Here is a 20,159-nt window from a genome sequence, read left to right on the forward strand (position 1 = left end):
GCGGTCGGGTCGAGCACCCCCCTCTGGAGTACCCATGGGCCGATACGTCGTGCGCCGCCTCCTGCAGGTGATCCCTGTGGTGATAGGCGTCACGTTCATCATCTTCTGCCTGGTCTTCGCTCTGCCCGGCGACCCGATCCAGGCACTGGCCGGCGACAAGCGCGCCGACCCCAACATCGCGGCGATCATTCGCGCGCACTACCACCTCAACGAGCCGCTCTACCAGCAGTACTGGCACTACATCAGCGGCGTGTTCACCGGCGACCTCGGTGAGACGTACAACGGACGTGCCATCTCGGACATCGTCTCCCAGCGGTTCCCCGTCACCCTGAAGCTGGGTCTGACGGCGTTCGCCATCGAGGCGGTCATCGGCATCCTCGCCGGCATCTTCTCCGCCCTGAAGCGGGGCAAGTTCATCGACAACGTCGTGCTGATCTCGACGCTCGTCCTGATCTCGATCCCCGTCTTCGTGCTCGGCAGCGTGCTCCAGCTGGAGTTCGGTGTGAACCTCAAGGCCACACCGGTCGCCGGCATCGAGAAGGGCTGGCCCCAGAGCTACATCCTCCCGGCCATCGTGCTCGCCTCGACCTCCATGGCCTACATCGCCCGCCTGGTGCGCACCAGCATGACCGAGTCCAACCGCGCGGACTACGTCCGGACCGCGGTGGCCAAGGGCCTGCCGCGGTGGCGGGTCATCGGTGTGCACTCGCTGCGCAACTCACTGATCCCGGTGGTCACCTTCCTCGGCTTCGACCTGGGCGCCCTCATGGGCGGTGCCATCATCACCGAGCGCGTGTTCAACCTGCCCGGTATCGGCGGTCAGCTGGCCCAGTCCGTGTATCTGCGGGAACGGCCGGTCGTGGTCGGTCTGGTGACCCTGCTCGTCCTGATCTACCTGGTCGCCAACCTCCTCGTAGACCTGCTGTACGCCGTGCTCGACCCGAGGATTCGCTATGAGTGAGAAGACGATAGAGAGGCCCACCACCGACGAGGCCGCCATCGCCAAGGAGATCGAGGCCGAGGAGAAGGCCGCGGCCCGGCAGGCGAGCCTGCTCAAGGACGGCTGGGCGGACCTGCGCAAGCGGCCCATGTTCCTGGTGACGGCCTTCATCATCGTGTGCCTGCTCGCCCTGGCGATCGCGCCCAGCCTGTTCACGGGCCGTTCCCCGTTCTCGGACGGCTTCTGCCAGCTCCAGAACTCCATGAACGGGCCGTCCTCCGGGCACCTCTTCGGCTACGACGTCCAGGGCTGCGACATCTACACGCGTACCGTGTACGGCACCCGCAACTCGATCGTCGTCGGCGTGGTCACCACCCTGGTCACCACGCTGATCGGCGGCCTGCTGGGCATGCTGTCCGGCCTGGTCGGCGGCTGGGTCGACGCGCTGCTGTCCCGCGTCACCGAGGTGTTCTCCGCCCTGCCGCTCATCGTCGGCGGTCTGCTGATCATGTCGATCTGGGGCGGCGGCGACGTGTGGTCGGTGTCGTTCATCATGGCGATCCTCGGCTGGCCGCAGGTCTTCCGGATCATGCGCGGCGAGGTCATCGGCAACAAGTACAACGACTACGTGATGGCGGCCAGGGCGCTGGGCGCGGACTCGGGACGGATCGCCTTCCGGCACATCCTGCCGAACACGCTCGCCCCCGTCATCGTCATCACCACCATGAACCTGGGCGTCTACATCGCCGCCGAGGCCGCCCTGTCCTACCTGGGCATCGGCATCCAGTACCCGAACATCTCCTGGGGCGTGATGATCAGCGACGCCCAGGACCGGTTCCTGACCAGCCCGCACGCGCTGCTGTTCCCGGCAGGTGCCCTGAGCATCACCGTGCTGGCGTTCATCGTGCTCGGCGACGTGGTCCGCGACGCCTTCGACCCCAAGATGCGCTGAGGGAGGCGTACGTGACCATCATCGACCCGACGGACGCCGTCCCGGCCCCGCGCCCCGGCGACCCCGAGCGCACCGGCCCCCTGCTCGAAGTGCGTGACCTGCACGTCGAGTTCCAGACCCGCGAGGGCGTGGTCCGCGCCGTCAACGGCGTCAACTACTCCGTGAACTCCGGGGAGACGCTCGCCGTGCTCGGCGAGTCCGGCTCCGGGAAGTCCGTGACCGCACAGGCGATCATGGGTATCCTCGACATGCCGCCGGCCCGCATCCCCCAGGGGGAGATCCGCTTCTACGGCCAGGACATGCTCACCATGTCCGACGAGGAGCGGCGCAAGCTGCGCGGCGCCCGGATCGCGATGATCTTCCAGGACGCCCTCTCCTCGCTGAACCCGGTGCTCTCCGTGGGCTACCAGCTCGGCGAGATGTTCCGCGTCCACCAGGGCATGTCCAAGAAGGACGCCAAGGCCAAGGCGATCGAGCTGATGGACCGGGTGAAGATCCCGGCCGCCGCGGCCCGGGTGAACGACTACCCGCACCAGTTCTCCGGCGGTATGCGCCAGCGCATCATGATCGCGATGGCGCTCGCCCTGGAACCGGACCTGATCATCGCCGACGAGCCGACCACGGCCCTCGACGTGACCGTCCAGGCCCAGGTCATGGACCTGCTCGCGGAGCTCCAGCGCGAGTACCAGATGGGCCTGATCCTCATCACCCACGACCTCGGCGTCGTGGCGGACGTGGCCGACAAGATCGCCGTGATGTACGCGGGCCGGATCGTGGAGACCGCACCGGTGCACGAGCTGTACAAGCGGCCCGCGCACCCCTACACCCGGGGCCTGCTGGACTCGATCCCGCGCCTGGACCAGAAGGGCCAGGAGCTCTACGCCATCAAGGGGCTGCCGCCCAACCTGCTCAAGGTGCCCAGCGGCTGTGCCTTCAACCCGCGCTGTGACAGGGCGCAGGACATCTGCCGCACGGACCGTCCGCTGCTGGTCCCGGTGACCGAGCCGGACGGCACGGAACTGCCGGGCCGCGCCAGTGCGTGCCACTTCTGGAAGGAGACGATCAGTGGCTGAGTCGACCAAGGCCGGCGAGCCGGCGGACGCGACGCCCAACGTCTCCGACGTGGAGGTCACGGACGTCCACTCCGAGGCCGAGGCGGTGGCCGCCCTGGACGCCCCGGTGGACCGGGGCGAACCGATCCTCCAGGTACGCAACCTGGTCAAGCACTTCCCGCTGACCCAGGGCATCGTCTTCAAGCGGCAGATCGGCGCGGTGAAGGCCGTCGACGGCGTCACCTTCGACCTCTACCAGGGCGAGACCCTGGGAGTCGTGGGCGAGTCCGGCTGCGGCAAGTCGACGGTGGCCAAGCTCCTGATGAACCTGGAGCAGGCGACGGCCGGCGAGATCTTCTACAAGGGCCAGGACATCACCAGGCTCTCCGGCAGGGCGCTCAAGGCGGTCCGCCGGAACATCCAGATGATCTTCCAGGACCCGTACACCTCGCTCAACCCCCGGATGACGGTCGGCGACATCATCGGCGAGCCCTTCGACATCCACCCCGAGGTGGCGCCCAAGGGCGACCGGCGCAAGCGGGTCAAGGAGCTGCTGGACGTCGTCGGCCTGAACCCCGAGTACATCAACCGGTACCCGCACCAGTTCTCCGGCGGCCAGCGCCAGCGTATCGGCATCGCGCGCGGCCTGGCGCTCAACCCGGAGATCATCATCTGCGACGAGCCGGTGTCCGCGCTGGACGTGTCCGTCCAGGCACAGGTCATCAACCTGATGGAGAAGCTGCAGGACGAGTTCAACCTCTCCTACATCTTCATCGCGCACGACCTGTCGATCGTCCGGCACATCTCGGACCGGGTCGGGGTCATGTACCTCGGCAAGATCGCCGAGATCGGCTCCGACGAGCAGATCTACGAGCACCCGACGCACCCCTACACCCAGGCGCTGCTGTCGGCCGTGCCCGTGCCGGACCCGCAGGACCGTGAGCAGCGCGAGCGGATCATCCTGACCGGCGACGTGCCGTCCCCGGCCAACCCGCCGTCCGGCTGCCGCTTCCGCACCCGGTGCTGGAAGGCGCAGGACAAGTGCGCCGAGGAGGTCCCGCTGCTCGCCATCCCCGAGCGCTTCAAGGGCGTGGACTCCCCGGCGGCCCACGAGTCGGCCTGCCACTTCGCCGAGGAGAAGGACGTCGTCCACGCGGCCTGACCCCCCGGCACCGGCGTCACGGTTCCCGGTATCCCAGGAGGGATGCCGGGAACCGGCGTGTTCCGGGCAGGGATCACGCCGGGGTACGGACGGGACGGTACGGCCTCACGCCCCGATCCCGGCCCGTGCCCAGTGGCAGGCCGCCCGGTGGTCGCCCGTGCCGGGCAGCACCTCCGGGTCCTCGCCGCGGCAGGCGTCCGCGACGCCCGCGCGGTCCGCCGCGCCGCTCGCCAGGATCTGGCAGCGGGCGTGGAAGCGGCAGCCCGGCGGGATGCGGGAGGGGTCGGGGGGCTCCCCGGACAGCACCACGGGCTCGCCCGGCGCCTCCGGCAGCACCGACAACAGCGCCTGGGTGTACGGGTGCCGGGGAGTCGTCAGGACCTGTTCGACGTCCCCGGTCTCCACGATCCGGCCCAGGTACATCACCGCGACCCGGTCGGCGATGTTCCAGGCCAGACCCAGGTCGTGGGTGACCACCAGGGCGGCCAGGCCCAGTTCGGCGCGCAGCCGCAGCAGCAGGGCCAGGATCTCGCCGCGCACGGAGGAGTCGAGGGAGGCCACCGGCTCGTCGGCGACGATCAGTTCGGGTGCGAGGACCAACGCGCCCGCGATCACCACGCGCTGGCGCTGCCCCCCGGACAGCTCGTGCGGGTAGCGCAGGAAGAAGCGTTCCGGCGGCCGCAGTCCCGCGTGCGCGAGGGCCTCGGCGACCGCCGCCCGCTCGTCGCCCGTACGGCCGTGGATCCGCAGTCCCTCGGCCACCGCGTCGTACACCGTGTGCCGGGGATTCAGCGAGCCGGTCGGATCCTGCAGCACCAGTTGGACCCGTGCGCGGTACGCCTTCAGCGCCCGCGCGGAGTACTCCAGGGGCTTCCCGGCGAAGACGATCCGGCCGCCGGACGGCTTCACCAGGCCGAGCAGCGAGCGGGCCAGCGTCGTCTTGCCGCAGCCCGACTCGCCGACCAGCGCGACGATCTCGCCCGGCCGGATGTCCAGTTCGACGCCGTCCACGGCCCGCGCCCCGGGGTCTCCGCGCCGTCCGGGGAAGACCACGTGCAGCCCCTGGGCGCTGAGCAGCGGCGGTGGCGGCGGTGTCGTCGTCATGGAGCGCTCCTCGTGTCCTCGGCCGCGGCGGCCGGTCCGGGCACCGCCGCCCCCACGTGCACACAGGCGGCCCGGCGCTCCGGCCCGGCGTCCCGCAGCACCTGGTCCCGCGTGGCGCACACGTCCAGCGCCACCGGACAGCGCGGATGGAACGCGCAGCCGGCCGGCGGCGCGGACGGGTCGGGCGGGTCCCCGGCCAGCCCGTGCGGTGCGAAGCGGGAGGCGGGGTCGCCGATCCGTGGGAACGCCGCCGACAGCGCCTTCGCGTACGGGTGCCGGGCGTCCTCGTACACCCGGCGGGCGGGACCCTCCTCGACGACGCGGCCCGCGTACATCACCGTGAGCCGGTCGCAGGTGTCGGCGAGCACCGCCAGGTCGTGGCTGATCATGATCAGGCCCACGTCCTGCTCCGCCACCAGCTGCTGGACGAGCCGCAGAATCTGCGCCTGGACCATCACGTCCAGGGCGGTGGTCGGCTCGTCGGCGACGATCAGCCGCGGGTCGCAGGCCAGCGCCATGGCGATCATCACCCGCTGGCGCTGCCCGCCGGACAGCTCGTGCGGGTACGCGGCCGCCCGGGACGCCGGCAGGCCCACGTGCTCCAGCAGTTCCCCGGCCCGCCGCCGGGCCGCGGCCGCCGTGGCCCCGCTGTGCAGCAGGACCGGCTCGGCGATCTGGTCGCCGACCCGGTGCACCGGGTTGAGCGAGTGCATCGCCCCCTGGAAGACGATCGAGGCGCCCGCCCAGCGCACCGCCCGCAGCCGCCCCCAGCGCATGGTCAGCACGTCCTCCCCGTCCAGCAGGACCTGCCCGGAGACCCGCGTCCCGGCCGGCAGCAGCCTGAGCAGCGCGAGCGCCAGCGACGACTTCCCGCAGCCCGACTCGCCCGCGATGCCGAGCTTGCGGCCCGCCGCCAGCGAGAGGTCCACGCCCCGTACCGCGGCCGCTCCGCCGGGGTAGGTCACCTTCAGGTCCCGGATCTCCAGCAGGGTCAACGGGCCACCTCCAGCCTGGGGTCGAGGACGGACTCCACCGCGCGTCCGCACAGCGTGAACGCCAGCGCGACCGCCGCGATCGCGAGGCCCGGCGGGATCAGGTACCACCAGTCCCCGGCGCTGACCGCGCCCGCCTCCCGCGCGTCCTGCAACAGCCCGCCCCAGGAGACGACCGTCGGGTCACCGAGGCCGAGGAAGGCCAGCGTCGCCTCGGCCAGGATGGACGAGGAGATCATCAGCGTGGTCTGGGCGAGGATCAGCGGCAGCACGTTCGGCAGCACGTGCCGGGTCATGACGTGCCAGTGACCGCCGCCCAGCGCCCTGGCCCGTTCGATGTACGGGCGGGACTCCACCGCGAGTGTCTGGGCGCGCACCAGGCGGGCCGTCGTCGGCCAGGAGGTGACCCCGATGGCGAGGACCACCGTGCCCAGCGACCGGGACATCACGGTGGCCAGCGCGACGGCGAGGACCAGGGCGGGCATCACCAGGAACCAGTCCGTGATCCGCATCAGCACCGTCGCGTACGCCCCGCGGAAGTGCCCGGCGGTGATGCCGACGGCCGTGCCGATGACGACCGACAGCACCGCGGCCAGCAGCCCGACCAGGAGCGAGACCCGCGAGCCCCAGACGACCAGGCCCAGCAGGTCACGTCCGAACCGGTCGGTGCCCAGCGGGAACGCGCCGCTCGGCGGCTGCAGCGGACTGCCCGGCGCGTCGGTCACGCCGGTCACGCCGGACCCCACGGTCAGCGGCGCGGTCAGCGCCACCAGGGCGAACAGGACGAGCGCGGCCAGTCCGGCCAGCCCGGCGCGACGGGTCCGGTACCGCCGGACGAACCGTACGACGGAGCGGCGCCGACGCTGCCGGACCAGCGCGCGGGAGCCACCGGCGGCTGTGGTGTCGGCCGTCATCGGCCCACCCGGGGGTCGAGCAGCGGGTAGAGGAGGTCGGCCAGCGTGTTCATGATGATCACCGCCGAGGCGAAGAAGAGGAACAGCCCCTGCACCAGGGGCAGGTCGGGCACGCTCAGTGCCTGGTAGAAGAGGCCGCCGAGGCCGGGCCAGGAGAAGACGGTCTCGACCAGGATGACGCCCGCGACGGTCCGGCCGAGGTTGACGAAGACCAGGGTGACCGTGGGCAGCAGCGCGTTCGGAACCGCGTGCCTGCGGCGCACCAGGTCGTCCCGCAGCCCCTTGGCGCGGGCGGTGGTGAGGTAGTCGCCGCCCATCTCGGCCAGCAGCGCCGAGCGGGTGACCAGCAGCGTCTGCCCGTACTCGACCGCGACCAGGGTGAGCACCGGCAGCACGAGATGGTGGGCGACGTCCAGCACGTGGGCGAAGCCCTGCGTGCCGCCCGACTCCATGCCGCCCGTCGGGAAGAGCCCGGGAACGGGTCCGAGGCCCACCCCGAACACGATGACGGCCAGCAGGCCCAGCCAGAACGAGGGGACGGAGTACAGGGTCAGCGCCAGACCGGTGTGGAGCCGGTCGCCGAGCCGGCCGTGCCGCCAGGCCGCGCGGGTGCCGAGGAACACACCGAGCGCGGTGTAGATCACGAAGGCGGTGCCGGTCAGCAGCAGGGTGTTCGGCAGCGCCTCGCCGATCTTGTCGACCACCGGGGTGTGGAACTGGTACGAGGTGCCCAGGTCACCGGTGAGCGCCTTGCGGCAGTAGTCCGTGAACTGCTCCCACAACGGCAGGTCGAGGCCGAACTCCTTGCGGTACTGGCTGAGTTGGGCGGCCGAGATCGGCCGGCCGCCCGTCATGGTCCGGACCGGGTCGCCGGGGATGAGCCGGAAGAGGAAGAAACCGGTGACGAGGACGGCGAGCAGCGACACCACGGCGCCGCCCGCCTTGCCCGCGCCGTAGCGCAGGTACGCGGCGGTCGTGCGCGCCCGCGGTCCGCGCGGCGCCGGACCGGCCGGAACCGGTCCGGCGCCCGGCCCGGACGGCGTGGACGGCGCGTCGGGAGCGGTCGGCTGCACGGGCTACTCGCGGTCGTCCGCCGTGGCGCGGCGGCGCCTCGCGAGGAACACCCCGGCCCCGGCGAGGACCACCACCCCCGCGACGACCCCGGCCACGATCCCGGTCGAGCCGCCGTGCGAGGAGCCCGTGGAGTCGGCCGGCACCGCCGACCACCAACTCCAGTAGCCGTCCTGTCCGTAGATGTTGCCGGCGGCCCTGGGCATCGTCTCGATCGACTTGATCTGGTCGGTGCGGTAGGCCTCGACGGCGTTCGGGTACGCCATGACGTTGATGTACCCCAGGTCGTACAGCCGTGACTCCATCTGCCGGATCAGGGCGGCCCGTCGGGCGGGGTCGTACTCGGCGAGCTGCCGGGCGTACAGGCCGTCGTACGTCCGGTCGCAGACGAAGTCGTCGGTCGGTCCGGTGTCCTTCGGGGTGGCGGGCAGGGCGCCGCAGGTGTCGATGGACAGCACGTAGTCCGGGTCGGGGTTGACGGACCAGCCGTCGAAGGCGAGGTCGAACCGGCCGGCGAGCCAGGGGTCGGTGACGTTGTCCAGGCAGTCGAGGGTCATGCCGATGCCGAGCTTGGCCCACCACTCCCTGAGGTACTGACCCACGGCCTTGTCGTTGGGGTCGGTGGCGTGGCACAGGACGCGGTAGTTCAGCGGTCTGCCGTCCTTGCCGACCCGTTTGCCGTCGGCGTTCCTCCGGTAGCCGGCCTGGTCGAGGAGGCGGGCGGCCGCCGCGGGGTCGTAGGCGAGCTCCTGGCGCGCGGACGGCTTCCAGAAGTACGAGGTGAAACGCGGCGGGACGTAGCCCTGGCCCTCGGCCGCGTGCCCCTGGAACACCTTGTCGACGACGGTCTTCCGGTCGACGGCCATGAACAGCGCGTGCCGCACCCGCGCGTCGAGCAGGGAGGGGTCGCCGTCGCCGAACCTCTGGCCGTTCTTCGCGCGGGCGCCGGGGTTGACGGCGAGGGCGTAGAAGCGGCGGCCCGGGGCGTCGTTGACGTGGATGTCCTTGAGGCCCTGGAGCGAGGACGCCTGGGCGGGGGTCAGGGCCGGTGCGCCCGCGACGAAGGAGACCTCGCCCTTGCGCAGGGCGGCCACGGCGGCGTCCTGGTCCTTGTAGTACCGGAAGACCAGCTCGTCGAACCTGGGGGCGCCGCGCCAGAAGTCCTTGTTGGCCCTGAGCCGGACGTAGCTGTCGGCGCGGTAGCCGGTGAGGACGAACGGCCCGTCGCCCACGACGGGGAAACCGCTGTCGTTGTTGAACTTCGAGAAGTCCGCGACGTTCTTCCAGATGTGCTCGGGCACGATCGGCACGTCCAGCGCGGTCATCGTGGCCTGCGGCTTCTTCAGCGTGATGACCAGTTCGGTGGGGCTCGGCGCCGTCACCTTGCGGAAGTTGGTGACGAAGTTGCCGTTCGCGGTGGCGGCCGCCGGGTCCGTCATCAGCTTGTCGAACGTCCACGCCGCGTCCTCGGCGGTCACCCGCTGCCCGTCCGACCACTTCGCGTCGGAGCGGATCGTGTAGGTCCAGGTGAGCTTGTCGGCGGACGCGGACCACTTGGTGGCCAGACCGGGTACCGGGTGCGCGTCCCCGGGGTCGTAGTCGGTGAGGTACTCGTACATCAGCCGCTGGAGGCTGGTGCTGAGCAGCCGCGTGGCCAGGAAGGGGCTCAGCGAGTCGACGCTCTGGGCGACCGCGACGGTGAGCACCTTGTCGCCGGTGGCGGCCGACGCCTGCTGGGGTAACGGGTCGAGCGGGGTCGCGAGCACCGCCGAGAAGGTCAGGGCCAGGGCGCCGGCGGCCGCCACCGACCGGGGCGCACGCAGGCGGGGGGTTATCGGGTGTGAACGCCTTGCGCGGTACTGGGCTCGTGGGCTCATGGGGGGTGACCTCGCGTCATCGCTCGCACAGTTACGGCTCGTTCGGAGTCCGGGTGTGTCTATCAGCGGTCCCAAGGGTGCGTCAACGGCGCGTGGGGCTGGTGTGGCCTGCGGAAAAAGCGCGCCACCCCTTCGGGTGGGTCCTGCTGCGGATGGGCGAAGCGAATATGCGGTATGTGCAGTTTCTGACGATATTGACCGGTAAGGGGTCGCGGTAGGAGACCACCCTGCACGGAGGAGGCACGCCATGCGTTCAGCGACGCACGTCCGCGGGGCGGTCTGCGCGGTGGTGGTGGCGCTGACCGCCACGGCCTGCGGGGGCGGCGGCGGTGGCGGCGGCCAGAGCGGCGTGCTGAGCTCCTCCTGGGGCGACCCCCAGAACCCCCTGGAGCCCGCCAACACCAACGAGGTCCAGGGCGGCAAGGTCCTCGACATGATCTTCCGGGGGCTGAAGAAGTACGACCCGAAGACCGGCAAGGCCCAGAACATGCTCGCCGAGAAGATCGACACGAGCGACTCGCAGAACTTCACGATCACCCTCAAGGACGGCTGGACCTTCTCCAACGGCGAGAAGGTCACCGCCAAGTCCTTCGTCGACGCCTGGAACTACGGGGCGAGCCTGAAGAACAACCAGAAGAACGCCTACTTCTTCGGCTACATCCAGGGCTACGACAAGGTCCACCCGGACAGCGGTTCGCAGAGCGCCGACACCCTCTCCGGACTGAAGGTCGTCGACGACAGGACGTTCACCGTCAAGCTCGGCCAGAAGTTCTCCAGCTTCCCCGACACCCTCGGCTACGCGGCCTTCGCGCCGCTGCCCCGGGCCTTCTTCACCGACCACGCCGGCTGGCTGAAGCAGCCGGTCGGCGACGGGCCGTACGCCATCGAGTCGTACACCAAGGGCTCGCAGATGAACCTGCGGAAGTGGGCCCTGTACCCGGGGGACGACAAGGCGCGGAACGACGGCGTGACCCTCAAGGTCTACACCGACAGCGACACCGCCTACACCGACCTGATCGCCGGCAACCTCGACCTCGTCGACGACGTGCCCGCCACACAGCTGAAGAACGTCAAGGCCGACCTCGCCGGCCGGTACATCAACACCCCGGCCGGCATCATCCAGACCCTCGCCTTCCCGTACTACGACGGCGCCTGGAACAAGAGCGGCGCGGAGAAGGTCCGCACCGGCCTGTCCATGGCCATCAACCGCAAGCAGATCACCGACACCATCTTCCACGGCACCCGCACCCCCGCCACCGACTGGACCTCGCCGGTGCTCGGCGCCGCGGGCGGCTTCAAGGCGGGGCTGTGCGGGAGCGCCTGCGACTACGACCCGGCCCAGGCCAAGAAGCTGATCCAGGAGGGTGGCGGGCTGCCGGGCGGCCAGGTCAAGATCACGTACAACGCCGACACCGGCTCGCACAGGATGTGGGTGGACGCCGTGTGCAACTCCATCAACAACGCGCTCGGCAACGACAAGGCGTGCGTCGGGAACCCGGTCGGCACCTTCGCCGACTTCCGCAACCAGATCGGTCAGCACAAGATGACCGGCCCGTTCCGCGCGGGCTGGCAGATGGACTACCCGCTCATCCAGGACTTCCTCCAGCCGCTCTACTACACCAACGCCTCCTCCAACGACGGCAAGTGGTCCAACAAGGACTTCGACAGGCTCGTCGACCGGGCGAACGCCGAGACCGACACCGCCAAGGCCGTCGCCGCCTTCCAGCAGGCCGAGGGGGTCGTCCGGGACAACATGGCCGCCATCCCGCTCTGGTACCAGAACGGCAGCGCCGGCTACTCGGACCGGCTGTCGAACGTCGCGCTCAACCCGTTCAGCGTCCCCGTCTACAACGAGATCAAGGTCAGCTGACCCGGCATGGGGCGCTACGTGGTCCGGCGGCTGCTCCAGATGGTCCCGGTGTTCGTCGGGGCCACGCTGCTGATCTTCCTCATGGTCAACGTCATGGGCGACCCGATCGCCGGACTGTGCGGCGAGCGCGCCTGCGACCCGGCGACCGCCGCCCAGCTGAAGAGGGAGTTCGGACTCGACAAGCCGGTGTGGCAGCAATACCTCACCTACATGGGGAACGTCTTCACCGGTGACTTCGGCACGGCGTTCAACGGGCAGCCGGTCACCGAGCTGATGGCCACCGCGTTCCCCGTCACCGTCCGGCTGACGGTCGTGGCCGTCCTCTTCGAGATCGTCATCGGCATCACGCTGGGCGTGCTCACCGGGCTGCGCCGCGGCCGGCCCGTCGACACCGGCGTGCTCCTCGCCACCCTGGTCGTGATCTCCGTACCGACCTTCGTCACCGGCCTGCTGCTCCAGCTCCTGCTCGGCGTGGAGTGGGGCTGGATCCGGCCCTCCGTCTCCCCGGACGCCGGCTTCGGCGAGCTGATCGTGCCCGGTCTCGTCCTCGCCTCCGTGTCCCTCGCCTACGTCACCCGGCTGACCCGGACCTCCATCGCCGAGAACCGGCGCAGCGACTACGTCCGTACGGCCGTCGCCAAGGGCCTGCCCCGGCGCCGGGTCGTCTCCCGGCACCTGCTGCGCAACTCCCTCATCCCCGTCGTCACCTTCATCGGCACCGACATCGGCGCGCTGATGGGCGGCGCCATCGTCACCGAGCGGATCTTCAACATCCACGGCGTCGGCTACCAGCTCTACCAGGGGATCCTGCGGCAGAACACCCAGACGGTGGTCGGCTTCGTGACCGTCCTCGTCCTGGTGTTCCTGGTGGCCAACCTCCTCGTGGACCTCCTCTACGCCGTACTCGACCCGAGGATCCGCTATGCCTGAGCAGCCGTTCGAACAGGACCGGGCCATCGCGGGGACGGGCATGGGCGGAGCGATGGACCTCGCGACGACCGAGGCCCAGACGCTGGAGCGGACTCCGGGCGGCCCGCTCGGCACCGGCCCGGCGGCCCGGCCCCGCTCGCTGTGGTCCGACGCCTGGCGGGACCTGCGCCGCAACCCGGTCTTCGTCGTCTCCGCCCTCGTCATCCTCTTCCTGGTCGTCATCTCCCTGTGGCCGTCCCTGATCGCCTCCGGCAGCCCCCTCCAGTGCGACCTCGCCAAGGCCCAGGAGGGCTCCCAGCCGGGCGCCCCCTTCGGCTACGACGGACAGGGCTGCAACGTCTACACACGGACCGTCTACGGGGCCCGTACGTCCGTCACGGTGGGCGTGTGCGCCACGCTCGGGGTCGCGCTGCTCGGGTCGGTGCTCGGCGGGCTCGCCGGGTTCTTCGGCGGGGGCTGGGACGCGGTCCTGTCCCGGCTCACCGACGTCTTCTTCGCGATCCCGGTCGTCCTCGGCGGTCTCGTCCTGCTGTCCGTGGTGACCAGCAACACGGTCTGGCCGGTCATCGGCTTCATGGTGCTGCTCGGCTGGCCGCAGGTCTGCCGGATCGCCCGCGGCTCGGTGATCACCGCGAAGCAGAACGACTACGTGCAGGCCGCGCGCGCCCTCGGCGCCTCCCCCGCGCGCATCCTGCTGCGGCACATCGCGCCCAACGCCGTGGCACCCGTGATCGTGGTCGCGACCATCGCGCTCGGTACGTACATCGCGCTGGAGGCGACCCTGTCGTACCTCGGCGTCGGCCTGAAGCCGCCGAGCGTCTCCTGGGGCATCGACATCTCCGCCGCCTCCCCGTACGTCCGCAACGCGCCGCACGCGCTGCTGTGGCCCTCCGGGGCCCTCGCGATCACCGTCCTGGCCTTCATCATGCTCGGCGACGCGGTGCGCGACGCCCTCGACCCGAAGCTGAGGTGAGCGCCGCCGTGCTGCTCGAAGTGCGGGACCTGCACGTGGAGTTCCGGACCAGGGACGGGGTCGCGAAGGCGGTCAACGGGGTCTCGTACGCCGTCGGCGCGGGCGAGACGCTGGCCGTGCTCGGCGAGTCCGGGTCCGGGAAGTCGGTGACCGCCCAGGCCGTGATGGGGATCCTCGACATGCCGCCGGGGCGGATCAGCGGCGGCGAGATCCTCTTCCAGGGGCGGGACCTGCTGAAGCTGAAGGAGGAGGAGAGGCGGCGGATCCGGGGGGCCGGGATGGCGATGATCTTCCAGGACGCGCTGTCGGCGCTGAACCCCGTGCTGAGCGTGGGCGACCAGCTCGGCGAGATGTTCGTCGTGCACCGGGGGATGTCGAAGAAGGACGCGCGGGCCAGGGCCGTCGAGCTGATGGACCGGGTGCGGATCCCGGCCGCCGCCCAGCGGGTGCGGGACTATCCGCACCAGTTCTCCGGCGGCATGCGCCAGCGCATCATGATCGCCATGGCGCTGGCCCTGGAACCGGACCTGATCATCGCCGACGAGCCGACGACCGCCCTGGACGTCACCGTGCAGGCCCAGGTCATGGACCTGCTCGCGGAGTTGCAGCGCGAGTACCGGATGGGGCTGATCCTCATCACCCACGACCTGGGCGTGGTCGCGGACGTCGCCGACCGCATCGCCGTCATGTACGCGGGACGGATCGTCGAGTCCGCGCCCGTGCACGACCTCTACAAGGCGCCGGCCCACCCGTACACCCGGGGACTGCTCGACTCCATCCCGCGCCTGGACCAGAAGGGCCAGGAGCTCTACGCCATCAAGGGCCTGCCGCCCAACCTCATGGACATCCCTCCGGGGTGCGCCTTCCACCCGCGCTGCCCCATGGCCCAGGACGTGTGCCGCACCGACGAACCGCCGCTGTACGAGGTGGACCGGCACCGGGGGAGCGCCTGTCACTTCTGGAGGGAATGCGTCGATGGTTGAGCCGATCATCGAAGTGCGCGGACTGGTCAAGCACTACCCGTTGACCCAGGGCATCCTCTTCAAGAAGCAGGTCGGTGCGGTCAAGGCCGTCGACGGTGTCGACTTCGTGCTCGACAGGGGAGAGACGCTCGGGATCGTCGGGGAGTCGGGCTGCGGCAAGTCGACCCTCGCCAGGATGCTCGTCCACCTCGAGCGGCCGACGGCCGGGTCGATCACGTACAAGGGCGAGGACGTCACCAGGCTGAGCGGGCGGGCCCTGAAGGCGGTCCGCCGCAACATCCAGATGGTCTTCCAGGATCCGTACACCTCGCTCAACCCCCGGATGACCGTCGGCGACATCATCGGCGAGCCCTACGAGATCCACCCCGAGGCGGCCCCCAGGGGCGACCGGCGCAGACGCGTCCAGGAACTCCTGGACGTGGTCGGACTCAACCCGGAGTACATCAACCGCTACCCGCACCAGTTCTCCGGCGGCCAGCGGCAGCGCATCGGCATCGCCCGGGGGCTGGCGCTGCGCCCCGAGGTGATCGTCGCCGACGAGCCGGTCTCCGCGCTGGACGTCTCGGTCCAGGCCCAGGTGATCAACCTGCTCGACCGGCTCCAGAAGGACTTCGACCTGTCGTACGTCTTCATCGCCCACGACCTGTCGATCGTGCGGCACATCTCGGACCGGGTCGCGGTGATGTACCTCGGGCGGATCGTGGAGACCGGCAGGGACGAGGAGATCTACGACCACCCCACCCACCCCTACACCCAGGCGCTGCTCTCCGCGGTGCCGGTACCGGACCCCGAGGCGCGGGAGCACCGGGAGCGGATCATCCTGAGCGGGGACGTGCCGTCGCCGACCAACGTGCCCTCGGGATGCCGGTTCCGCACGCGGTGCTGGAAGGCGCAGGAGCGGTGCGCGCGGGAGGTGCCGGCGCTCGCCGTGCCCGCCGCGTTCCGGTTCGCGTCGGGGCCGGCGGCGCACGACTCGGCCTGCCACTTCGCCGAGGAGAAGCGGGTGGTGCCACCGGACGATCTTGTCAACGGGGGTGCATAACGGGTCGAACACGGGTCAATCGCGTTAACACGCAGGCAACTTGGCCGACCCGGTCCCGATATACGGACGCGGCACGCTGAACAGCGTACGGCCGTGCGGGTGCCGTGAACGGGCCGGGACGCGCCATGTCGTCCCGGCCCGTTGCCGTACTACCCCTGCCCCAGCCCCAGCGTCCGCTTCAGGAAGTCCAGCTGGAGCAGCAGCAGGTTCTCCGCCACCTGTTCCTGCGGGGTCATGTGCGTGACGCCCGACAGGGGCAGCACCTCGTGCGGGCGGCCCGCCGCGAGCAGTGCCGAGGACAGCCGCAGCGAGTGCGCCACCACCACGTTGTCGTCGGCGAGACCGTGCACGATCATCATCGGGCGGTACGGTTCGGCCGCCTCGGTCAGGCCCTCGTCGTCGATGACCGAGTTGCGGCGGTACACCTCCGGCTGCTCGCCGGGGTCACCGAGGTAGCGCTCCTGGTAGTGGGTGTCGTACAGGCGCAGGTCGGTCACCGGGGCGCCGACCACCGCCGCGTGGAAGACGTCCGGGCGGCGCAGGGCCGCGAGGGCGGCGAGGTAGCCGCCGAACGACCAGCCGCGGATCGCGACCCTGGTGAGGTCGAGGGGGAAGTCCGCGGCGAGCGCCTGGAGCGCGTCGACCTGGTCCTGGAGGACGATCGCGGCCACGTCGTCCTTGATGGACTTCTCCCAGGCGGGGGAGCGGCCCGGGGTGCCCCGGCCGTCGGCGACGAGCACCGCGAAGCCCTGGTCGGCGAACCACTGCGAGGTGAGGTGGGCGTTGTGCGCGGCGACCACCCGCTGACCGTGCGGGCCTCCGTACGGGTCGAGCAGCACCGGAAGGGGAGTGTCCCCGTGGTAGTCCCGTGGCATAAGCACGGCGCACGGAATTCGCCGTGCGCCCCCCTGGGTGAGCGTCACGCGCGGGGACAAACCGGGATCTTCGGCGTACGAGGCGATGGACGCCAGATGCTTGCCGTCGCGCAGTACCTGGACACGGGCGCCGGGGCGGTCCAGCGTGGCGGAGACCAGTACGGTCACGCCCCCGGCGCGAACCGCCGTGTGCACGCCTGGCTCCTGCGACACGCGCTCCACGCCGAGCTCGCTGACCCGGTAGACGTGCACCTCGCCGATCTCGGGGGACTCGGCCTCCTCGCCGGCGGACGCCGTGACCAGCACGTCGTCGCTGGTCACGTCCAGTACCGCACGGATGTGCAACTGGGCTCCGGTGAGCGGCCGTTCGCCCACCGCGAGGACCCGGGCGCCGCCCTCGTCGGCAATCCTGACGAGCCGACCCGAGGGGCTCCAGCAGGGCACTCCGGCGAAAAGTTCAAGCCATGTTGGATCTTCGTCGGCGTGCACCATCCGGGTCGCCCCCGACCCCGGGTCCACGGCGAGGAACAGCTGACTGCGCTGGTCGCGCGCCTGTACGAGCAGCAGCGGTGCACCTGCGTCTGACCAGTGCACATGCGCCAGGTACGGATAGCGTGCCCGGTCCCACGAGACCTCCGTGCGCTCCCCGTCGAGGCCGTACAGAAACAGCCGTACGTCCGCGTTCGCCGTCCCCGCCGCGGGGTACGCGACGTGGTGTGGGTCACGCTCGGGGTGAGCGGGGTCGGCGATCCACCACCGCTGCACCGGCGTGTCGTCCACCCGCGCCACGAGCAGCCGGTCCGACCCGGGCGACCACCAGAAGCCGCGCGAACGCCCCATCTCCTCGGCCGCGACGAACTCGGCCAATCCGTAAGTGACCTGATCCGACTCCGGCTCCGCGAGCGCCCGGTCGTCCCCGCCCTCGGCGCCCACCACCCGCAGGGCACCCTGCGCGACGTACGCGACCTGGCGGCCGTCGGGGGACGGGCGGGGGTCGATCACCGGCCCGGGGACGGTGAGTTCGCGTGTCGTACCGGCCCTGAGCTCGGCCGTGAAAAGCCGCCCTGACAAGGCGAAAGACGCCAACTCCAGGGCCGCGTCGGCGGCGTAGCCGACGATGCCGGCACCGCCCTCACGGCTGCGTTCGCGGCGGGCGCGCTCCTGCGGCGACAGGTGCTCCTCGGCGCCGCCGAGCAGCGCCCGCGGGTCCGCCGCGAGGTGCTCCTCGCCGCTCGCCACGTCGAGGACCCACAGGGAGTTGGCGCGGTCCGTACCGGAGCCGGAGCGCAGGAAGGCCACGCGGGAACCGTCGGGGGCCACGGAGAACGCGCGTGGCGCACCGAGCGTGAAACGCTGGGTGCGGGCGTGCCGGCGGGGGAATGAGACAGCCTCGGTCGTCATGCCCTGACCATATTGGCCATGCGCCCCCTTGTGCGGCCGTGCGCCGAGCGATGCGCGAGCACGCATAGTTATGATCACTACCGCTGGGTGGGTATGAACCTGCTGGCGTGAGCGTGGAATTGCTGTACCGATCTACAACCCCCATAGTCCGAACCCCCCGCGTCCCTGGGATCTTTGGAGGTGAGCCGCCGTGGCACTCTCGATTTCGGCGGTGGTGCTGCTGGCGATCATCGTCTTCTTGCTGATCAAGAAGTCGGGTCTGAAGGGCGGTCATGCCGTGGTGTGCATGCTGCTCGGTTTCTATCTCGCCTCCTCGACCGTCGCCCCGACGATCAGCGACCTGACGACGAACGTCGCCAGCATGATCGGCAGCATCAAGTTCTGAGGGACGCGACCGCGCCTAGGGCCGGCTCCCGGGTACCACTTGCGGCGAGCGCGAAACCGGGACGCCGACGTCCGGGGACCCTGCCGAACCGGCTCCTCCAGGTGACGCTCTCGAGCTTCTCACCCCGGCCGTCGCGCGCTGCTGGACGAGGAAGGGTGACAGTCGGGCGGGGAGGTGGCCCGGGGGCGGGGGGTGCCTCGTAGGGTTGGGGCATGACGGAAGTCCCTGCCCGACGGCTGCTCCTCGTGCACGCGCACCCGGACGACGAGTCGATCAACAACGGCGCCACCATGGCCCGCTACGCGGACCAGGGCGTCCACGTGACGCTGGTCACCTGCACCCTCGGTGAGGGCGGCGAGGTCATCCCGCCCGAGCTGCGGCATCTGACCGGCCCGGCGCTGGGCCAGCACCGATGGGGCGAGCTCACCGCCGCCATGCGCGAGCTCGGCGTCGACGACTTCCGGCTGCTCGGCGGCGCCGGCCGCTACCACGACTCCGGGATGATGGGCCTGCCCGACAACGACGCGCCCGGCTGCTTCTGGCAGGCCGACGTCGACGAGGCCGCCGCCCACCTGGTCGAGGTCATCCTGGAGGTCCGCCCCCAGGTCGTCGTCACCTACGACGACCACGGCGGCTACGGCCACCCGGACCACATCCAGGCCCACCGCGTCACCATGCGGGCCGTCGAGCTCGCCGCCGAGGCCGGCCACCGCATCCCCAAGGTCTACTGGAACCGCGTCCCGCGCACCGTCGCCGAGGCGGCCTTCACCCGGCTCCACGAGGACCTGCCGGCGCTGCCCTTCGACAAGCCCGCCGCCGTCGGGGACGTGCCGGGCGTGGTCGACGACCACCGGGTCACCACCGCGATCGACGGCACCGCGTACGCCACCGCGAAGACCGCCGCGATGGCCGCCCACGCCACCCAGATCGAGGTGGCACCCGGCGCCGTGCCCTATTTCGCGCTCTCCAACGAGCTGGCGCAGCCCGTGTTCACCACGGAGTACTACGAGTTGGTGGCCGGGACGCCGGCCGCCACCCCCGAGACCGACCTCTTCGCCGGCCTCGACGCGGCGACGGAGGTGGCCCCATGAGCTCCGCCGGACGTGGCTCGATGCTCGCGCAACCGTTGCAGCGGCCCTCCGCCGGACGCGTCGCGGCCCTGTTCGCCCTGGTCGTGCTCGGCGCCCTGGTCGGCCTGGCCGGGACCCTCGTGCAGGCCGGCTGGTTCCCCGGCGGGCTGCTGCTCGCCCTGGCCGGTGCCGCCGGGCTCTTCCTCGGCGGGTCGCGGGCCACCGGCAGCCGTTCCGGGGCCGTGGCGCCCGCGTTCGGCTGGGTCGTCGCCGTCATCTTCCTCACCGCAGGCCGGCCCGAGGGCGACTTCCTGTTCGGCGCAGGCGGCGGCTCGTACCTCTTCCTGCTCGGCGGCATGGCGTTGGCTGTGATCTGCGCCACATTGGGTTTGGGGCGGCAACCTCACGCGGACGGCGCCCGACTTGGCAAGTGACGTACCACTTCGCCGTGGGGCGCGCGTGCGAGTCCGGTGTGGGTTTCCCCAGCGGTCGTGGGATAAGCGTCAGAAGTGGCCAGTATGGTGGTGCGCGCCGCCGAGCCGCCCGAGAAAGGTCGCCACGGGCGG

At 70.7% G+C, this 20,159-nt stretch carries 18 protein-coding genes; 12 read left to right on the top strand and 6 right to left on the bottom strand.

What is annotated here, in order from left to right:
- The first annotated feature begins 34 nt into the window (after nt 1–34).
- The 4 genes from AB0G52_RS07040 to AB0G52_RS07055 are packed head-to-tail and all read left to right on the top strand — an operon-like array spanning nt 35 to nt 4,106.
- Nucleotides 35–961 (top strand): ABC transporter permease, encoded by a 927-nt coding sequence (locus tag AB0G52_RS07040; RefSeq protein WP_132888670.1) that lies wholly within the window; start codon nt 35–37, stop codon nt 959–961.
- Nucleotides 954–1,892: an ABC transporter permease gene (locus AB0G52_RS07045; protein WP_361334519.1), complete on the top strand. Its 939-nt coding sequence runs from the start codon at nt 954–956 to the stop codon at nt 1,890–1,892. The genes AB0G52_RS07040 and AB0G52_RS07045 overlap by 8 nt, the downstream gene beginning before the upstream one ends.
- An 11-nt stretch (nt 1,893–1,903) precedes the next feature.
- Nucleotides 1,904–2,965, top strand: a complete 1,062-nt coding sequence (locus tag AB0G52_RS07050; RefSeq protein WP_132888672.1) for an ABC transporter ATP-binding protein — start codon at nt 1,904–1,906, stop codon at nt 2,963–2,965.
- A complete protein-coding gene (locus AB0G52_RS07055; protein WP_132888673.1) occupies nt 2,958–4,106 on the top strand; it encodes a dipeptide ABC transporter ATP-binding protein in 1,149 nt (382 codons plus the stop codon). Before AB0G52_RS07050 ends, AB0G52_RS07055 begins: the two co-directional genes overlap by 8 nt.
- A gap of 105 nt (nt 4,107–4,211) precedes the next feature.
- Here AB0G52_RS07055 and AB0G52_RS07060 read toward each other — a convergent pair whose 3' ends face one another.
- The 5 genes from AB0G52_RS07060 to AB0G52_RS07080 are packed head-to-tail and all read right to left on the bottom strand — an operon-like array spanning nt 4,212 to nt 10,064.
- Nucleotides 4,212–5,210: an ABC transporter ATP-binding protein gene (locus AB0G52_RS07060; RefSeq protein WP_132888674.1), complete on the bottom strand. Its 999-nt coding sequence runs from the start codon at nt 5,208–5,210 to the stop codon at nt 4,212–4,214.
- Nucleotides 5,207–6,205 (bottom strand): ABC transporter ATP-binding protein, encoded by a 999-nt coding sequence (locus AB0G52_RS07065; protein WP_132888675.1) that lies wholly within the window; start codon nt 6,203–6,205, stop codon nt 5,207–5,209. Before AB0G52_RS07065 ends, AB0G52_RS07060 begins: the two co-directional genes overlap by 4 nt.
- Complete coding sequence (locus AB0G52_RS07070) at nt 6,202–7,116, bottom strand: ABC transporter permease (RefSeq protein WP_361334525.1); 915 nt, start codon at nt 7,114–7,116, stop codon at nt 6,202–6,204. Before AB0G52_RS07070 ends, AB0G52_RS07065 begins: the two co-directional genes overlap by 4 nt.
- Nucleotides 7,113–8,189 (bottom strand): ABC transporter permease, encoded by a 1,077-nt coding sequence (locus AB0G52_RS07075; RefSeq protein ID WP_132888677.1) that lies wholly within the window; start codon nt 8,187–8,189, stop codon nt 7,113–7,115. The genes AB0G52_RS07070 and AB0G52_RS07075 overlap by 4 nt, the downstream gene beginning before the upstream one ends.
- 3 nt (nt 8,190–8,192) lie before the next feature.
- The gene (locus tag AB0G52_RS07080; RefSeq protein WP_361334530.1) at nt 8,193–10,064 is read right to left on the bottom strand and encodes a peptide ABC transporter substrate-binding protein; all 1,872 of its coding nucleotides are present in this window, start codon (nt 10,062–10,064) and stop codon (nt 8,193–8,195) included.
- Nucleotides 10,065–10,311: 247 nt separating this feature from the next.
- Between AB0G52_RS07080 and AB0G52_RS07085 the strand changes: the two genes are divergently transcribed.
- From AB0G52_RS07085 to AB0G52_RS07105, 5 genes are read left to right on the top strand one after another with little or no spacing between them, the layout of a single operon-like run.
- Nucleotides 10,312–11,934 (top strand): ABC transporter substrate-binding protein, encoded by a 1,623-nt coding sequence (locus AB0G52_RS07085; RefSeq protein WP_361334533.1) that lies wholly within the window; start codon nt 10,312–10,314, stop codon nt 11,932–11,934.
- Between the two features lie 6 nt (nt 11,935–11,940).
- A complete protein-coding gene (locus AB0G52_RS07090; RefSeq protein WP_132888680.1) occupies nt 11,941–12,864 on the top strand; it encodes an ABC transporter permease in 924 nt (307 codons plus the stop codon).
- On the top strand, nt 12,857–13,837 hold the full coding sequence (locus AB0G52_RS07095) for an ABC transporter permease (protein ID WP_132888681.1): 981 nt from the start codon (nt 12,857–12,859) through the stop codon (nt 13,835–13,837). The genes AB0G52_RS07090 and AB0G52_RS07095 overlap by 8 nt, the downstream gene beginning before the upstream one ends.
- Nucleotides 13,838–13,845: 8 nt before the next feature.
- Entirely contained in the window at nt 13,846–14,820 is a 975-nt protein-coding gene (locus AB0G52_RS07100; protein ID WP_132888970.1) for an ABC transporter ATP-binding protein, read from the top strand.
- On the top strand, nt 14,813–15,862 hold the full coding sequence (locus AB0G52_RS07105; protein WP_132888682.1) for a dipeptide ABC transporter ATP-binding protein: 1,050 nt from the start codon (nt 14,813–14,815) through the stop codon (nt 15,860–15,862). Before AB0G52_RS07100 ends, AB0G52_RS07105 begins: the two co-directional genes overlap by 8 nt.
- Nucleotides 15,863–16,011: 149 nt before the next feature.
- On the opposite strand, the gene AB0G52_RS07110 is transcribed toward AB0G52_RS07105, so the two are convergent.
- Nucleotides 16,012–18,138, bottom strand: coding sequence for a prolyl oligopeptidase family serine peptidase (locus AB0G52_RS07110; protein ID WP_132888683.1), 2,127 nt, complete (start codon nt 18,136–18,138; stop codon nt 16,012–16,014).
- A 190-nt stretch (nt 18,139–18,328) separates the two neighbouring features.
- On the opposite strand from AB0G52_RS07110, the gene AB0G52_RS07115 reads away from it, so the two are divergent.
- The 3 genes from AB0G52_RS07115 (at nt 18,329) to AB0G52_RS07125 (ending at nt 20,027) form a co-directional block, all read left to right on the top strand.
- Nucleotides 18,329–18,523, top strand: a complete 195-nt coding sequence (locus tag AB0G52_RS07115; protein ID WP_046733847.1) for a hypothetical protein — start codon at nt 18,329–18,331, stop codon at nt 18,521–18,523.
- 212 nt (nt 18,524–18,735) lie between these two features.
- Nucleotides 18,736–19,614: an N-acetyl-1-D-myo-inositol-2-amino-2-deoxy-alpha-D-glucopyranoside deacetylase gene (mshB, locus tag AB0G52_RS07120; RefSeq protein ID WP_361334540.1), complete on the top strand. Its 879-nt coding sequence runs from the start codon at nt 18,736–18,738 to the stop codon at nt 19,612–19,614.
- Nucleotides 19,611–20,027 carry a DUF6113 family protein gene (locus AB0G52_RS07125; protein WP_358986896.1) on the top strand — a complete coding sequence of 139 codons (417 nt, stop codon included), beginning with the start codon at nt 19,611–19,613 and terminating at the stop codon, nt 20,025–20,027. Before mshB ends, AB0G52_RS07125 begins: the two co-directional genes overlap by 4 nt.
- The last annotated feature ends 132 nt before the right edge of the window (nt 20,028–20,159 follow it).

The sequence above is a fragment of the Streptomyces sp. NPDC021562 genome (genome assembly GCF_040640875.1).
Classification (GTDB): Bacteria; Actinomycetota; Actinomycetes; order Streptomycetales; family Streptomycetaceae; genus Streptomyces.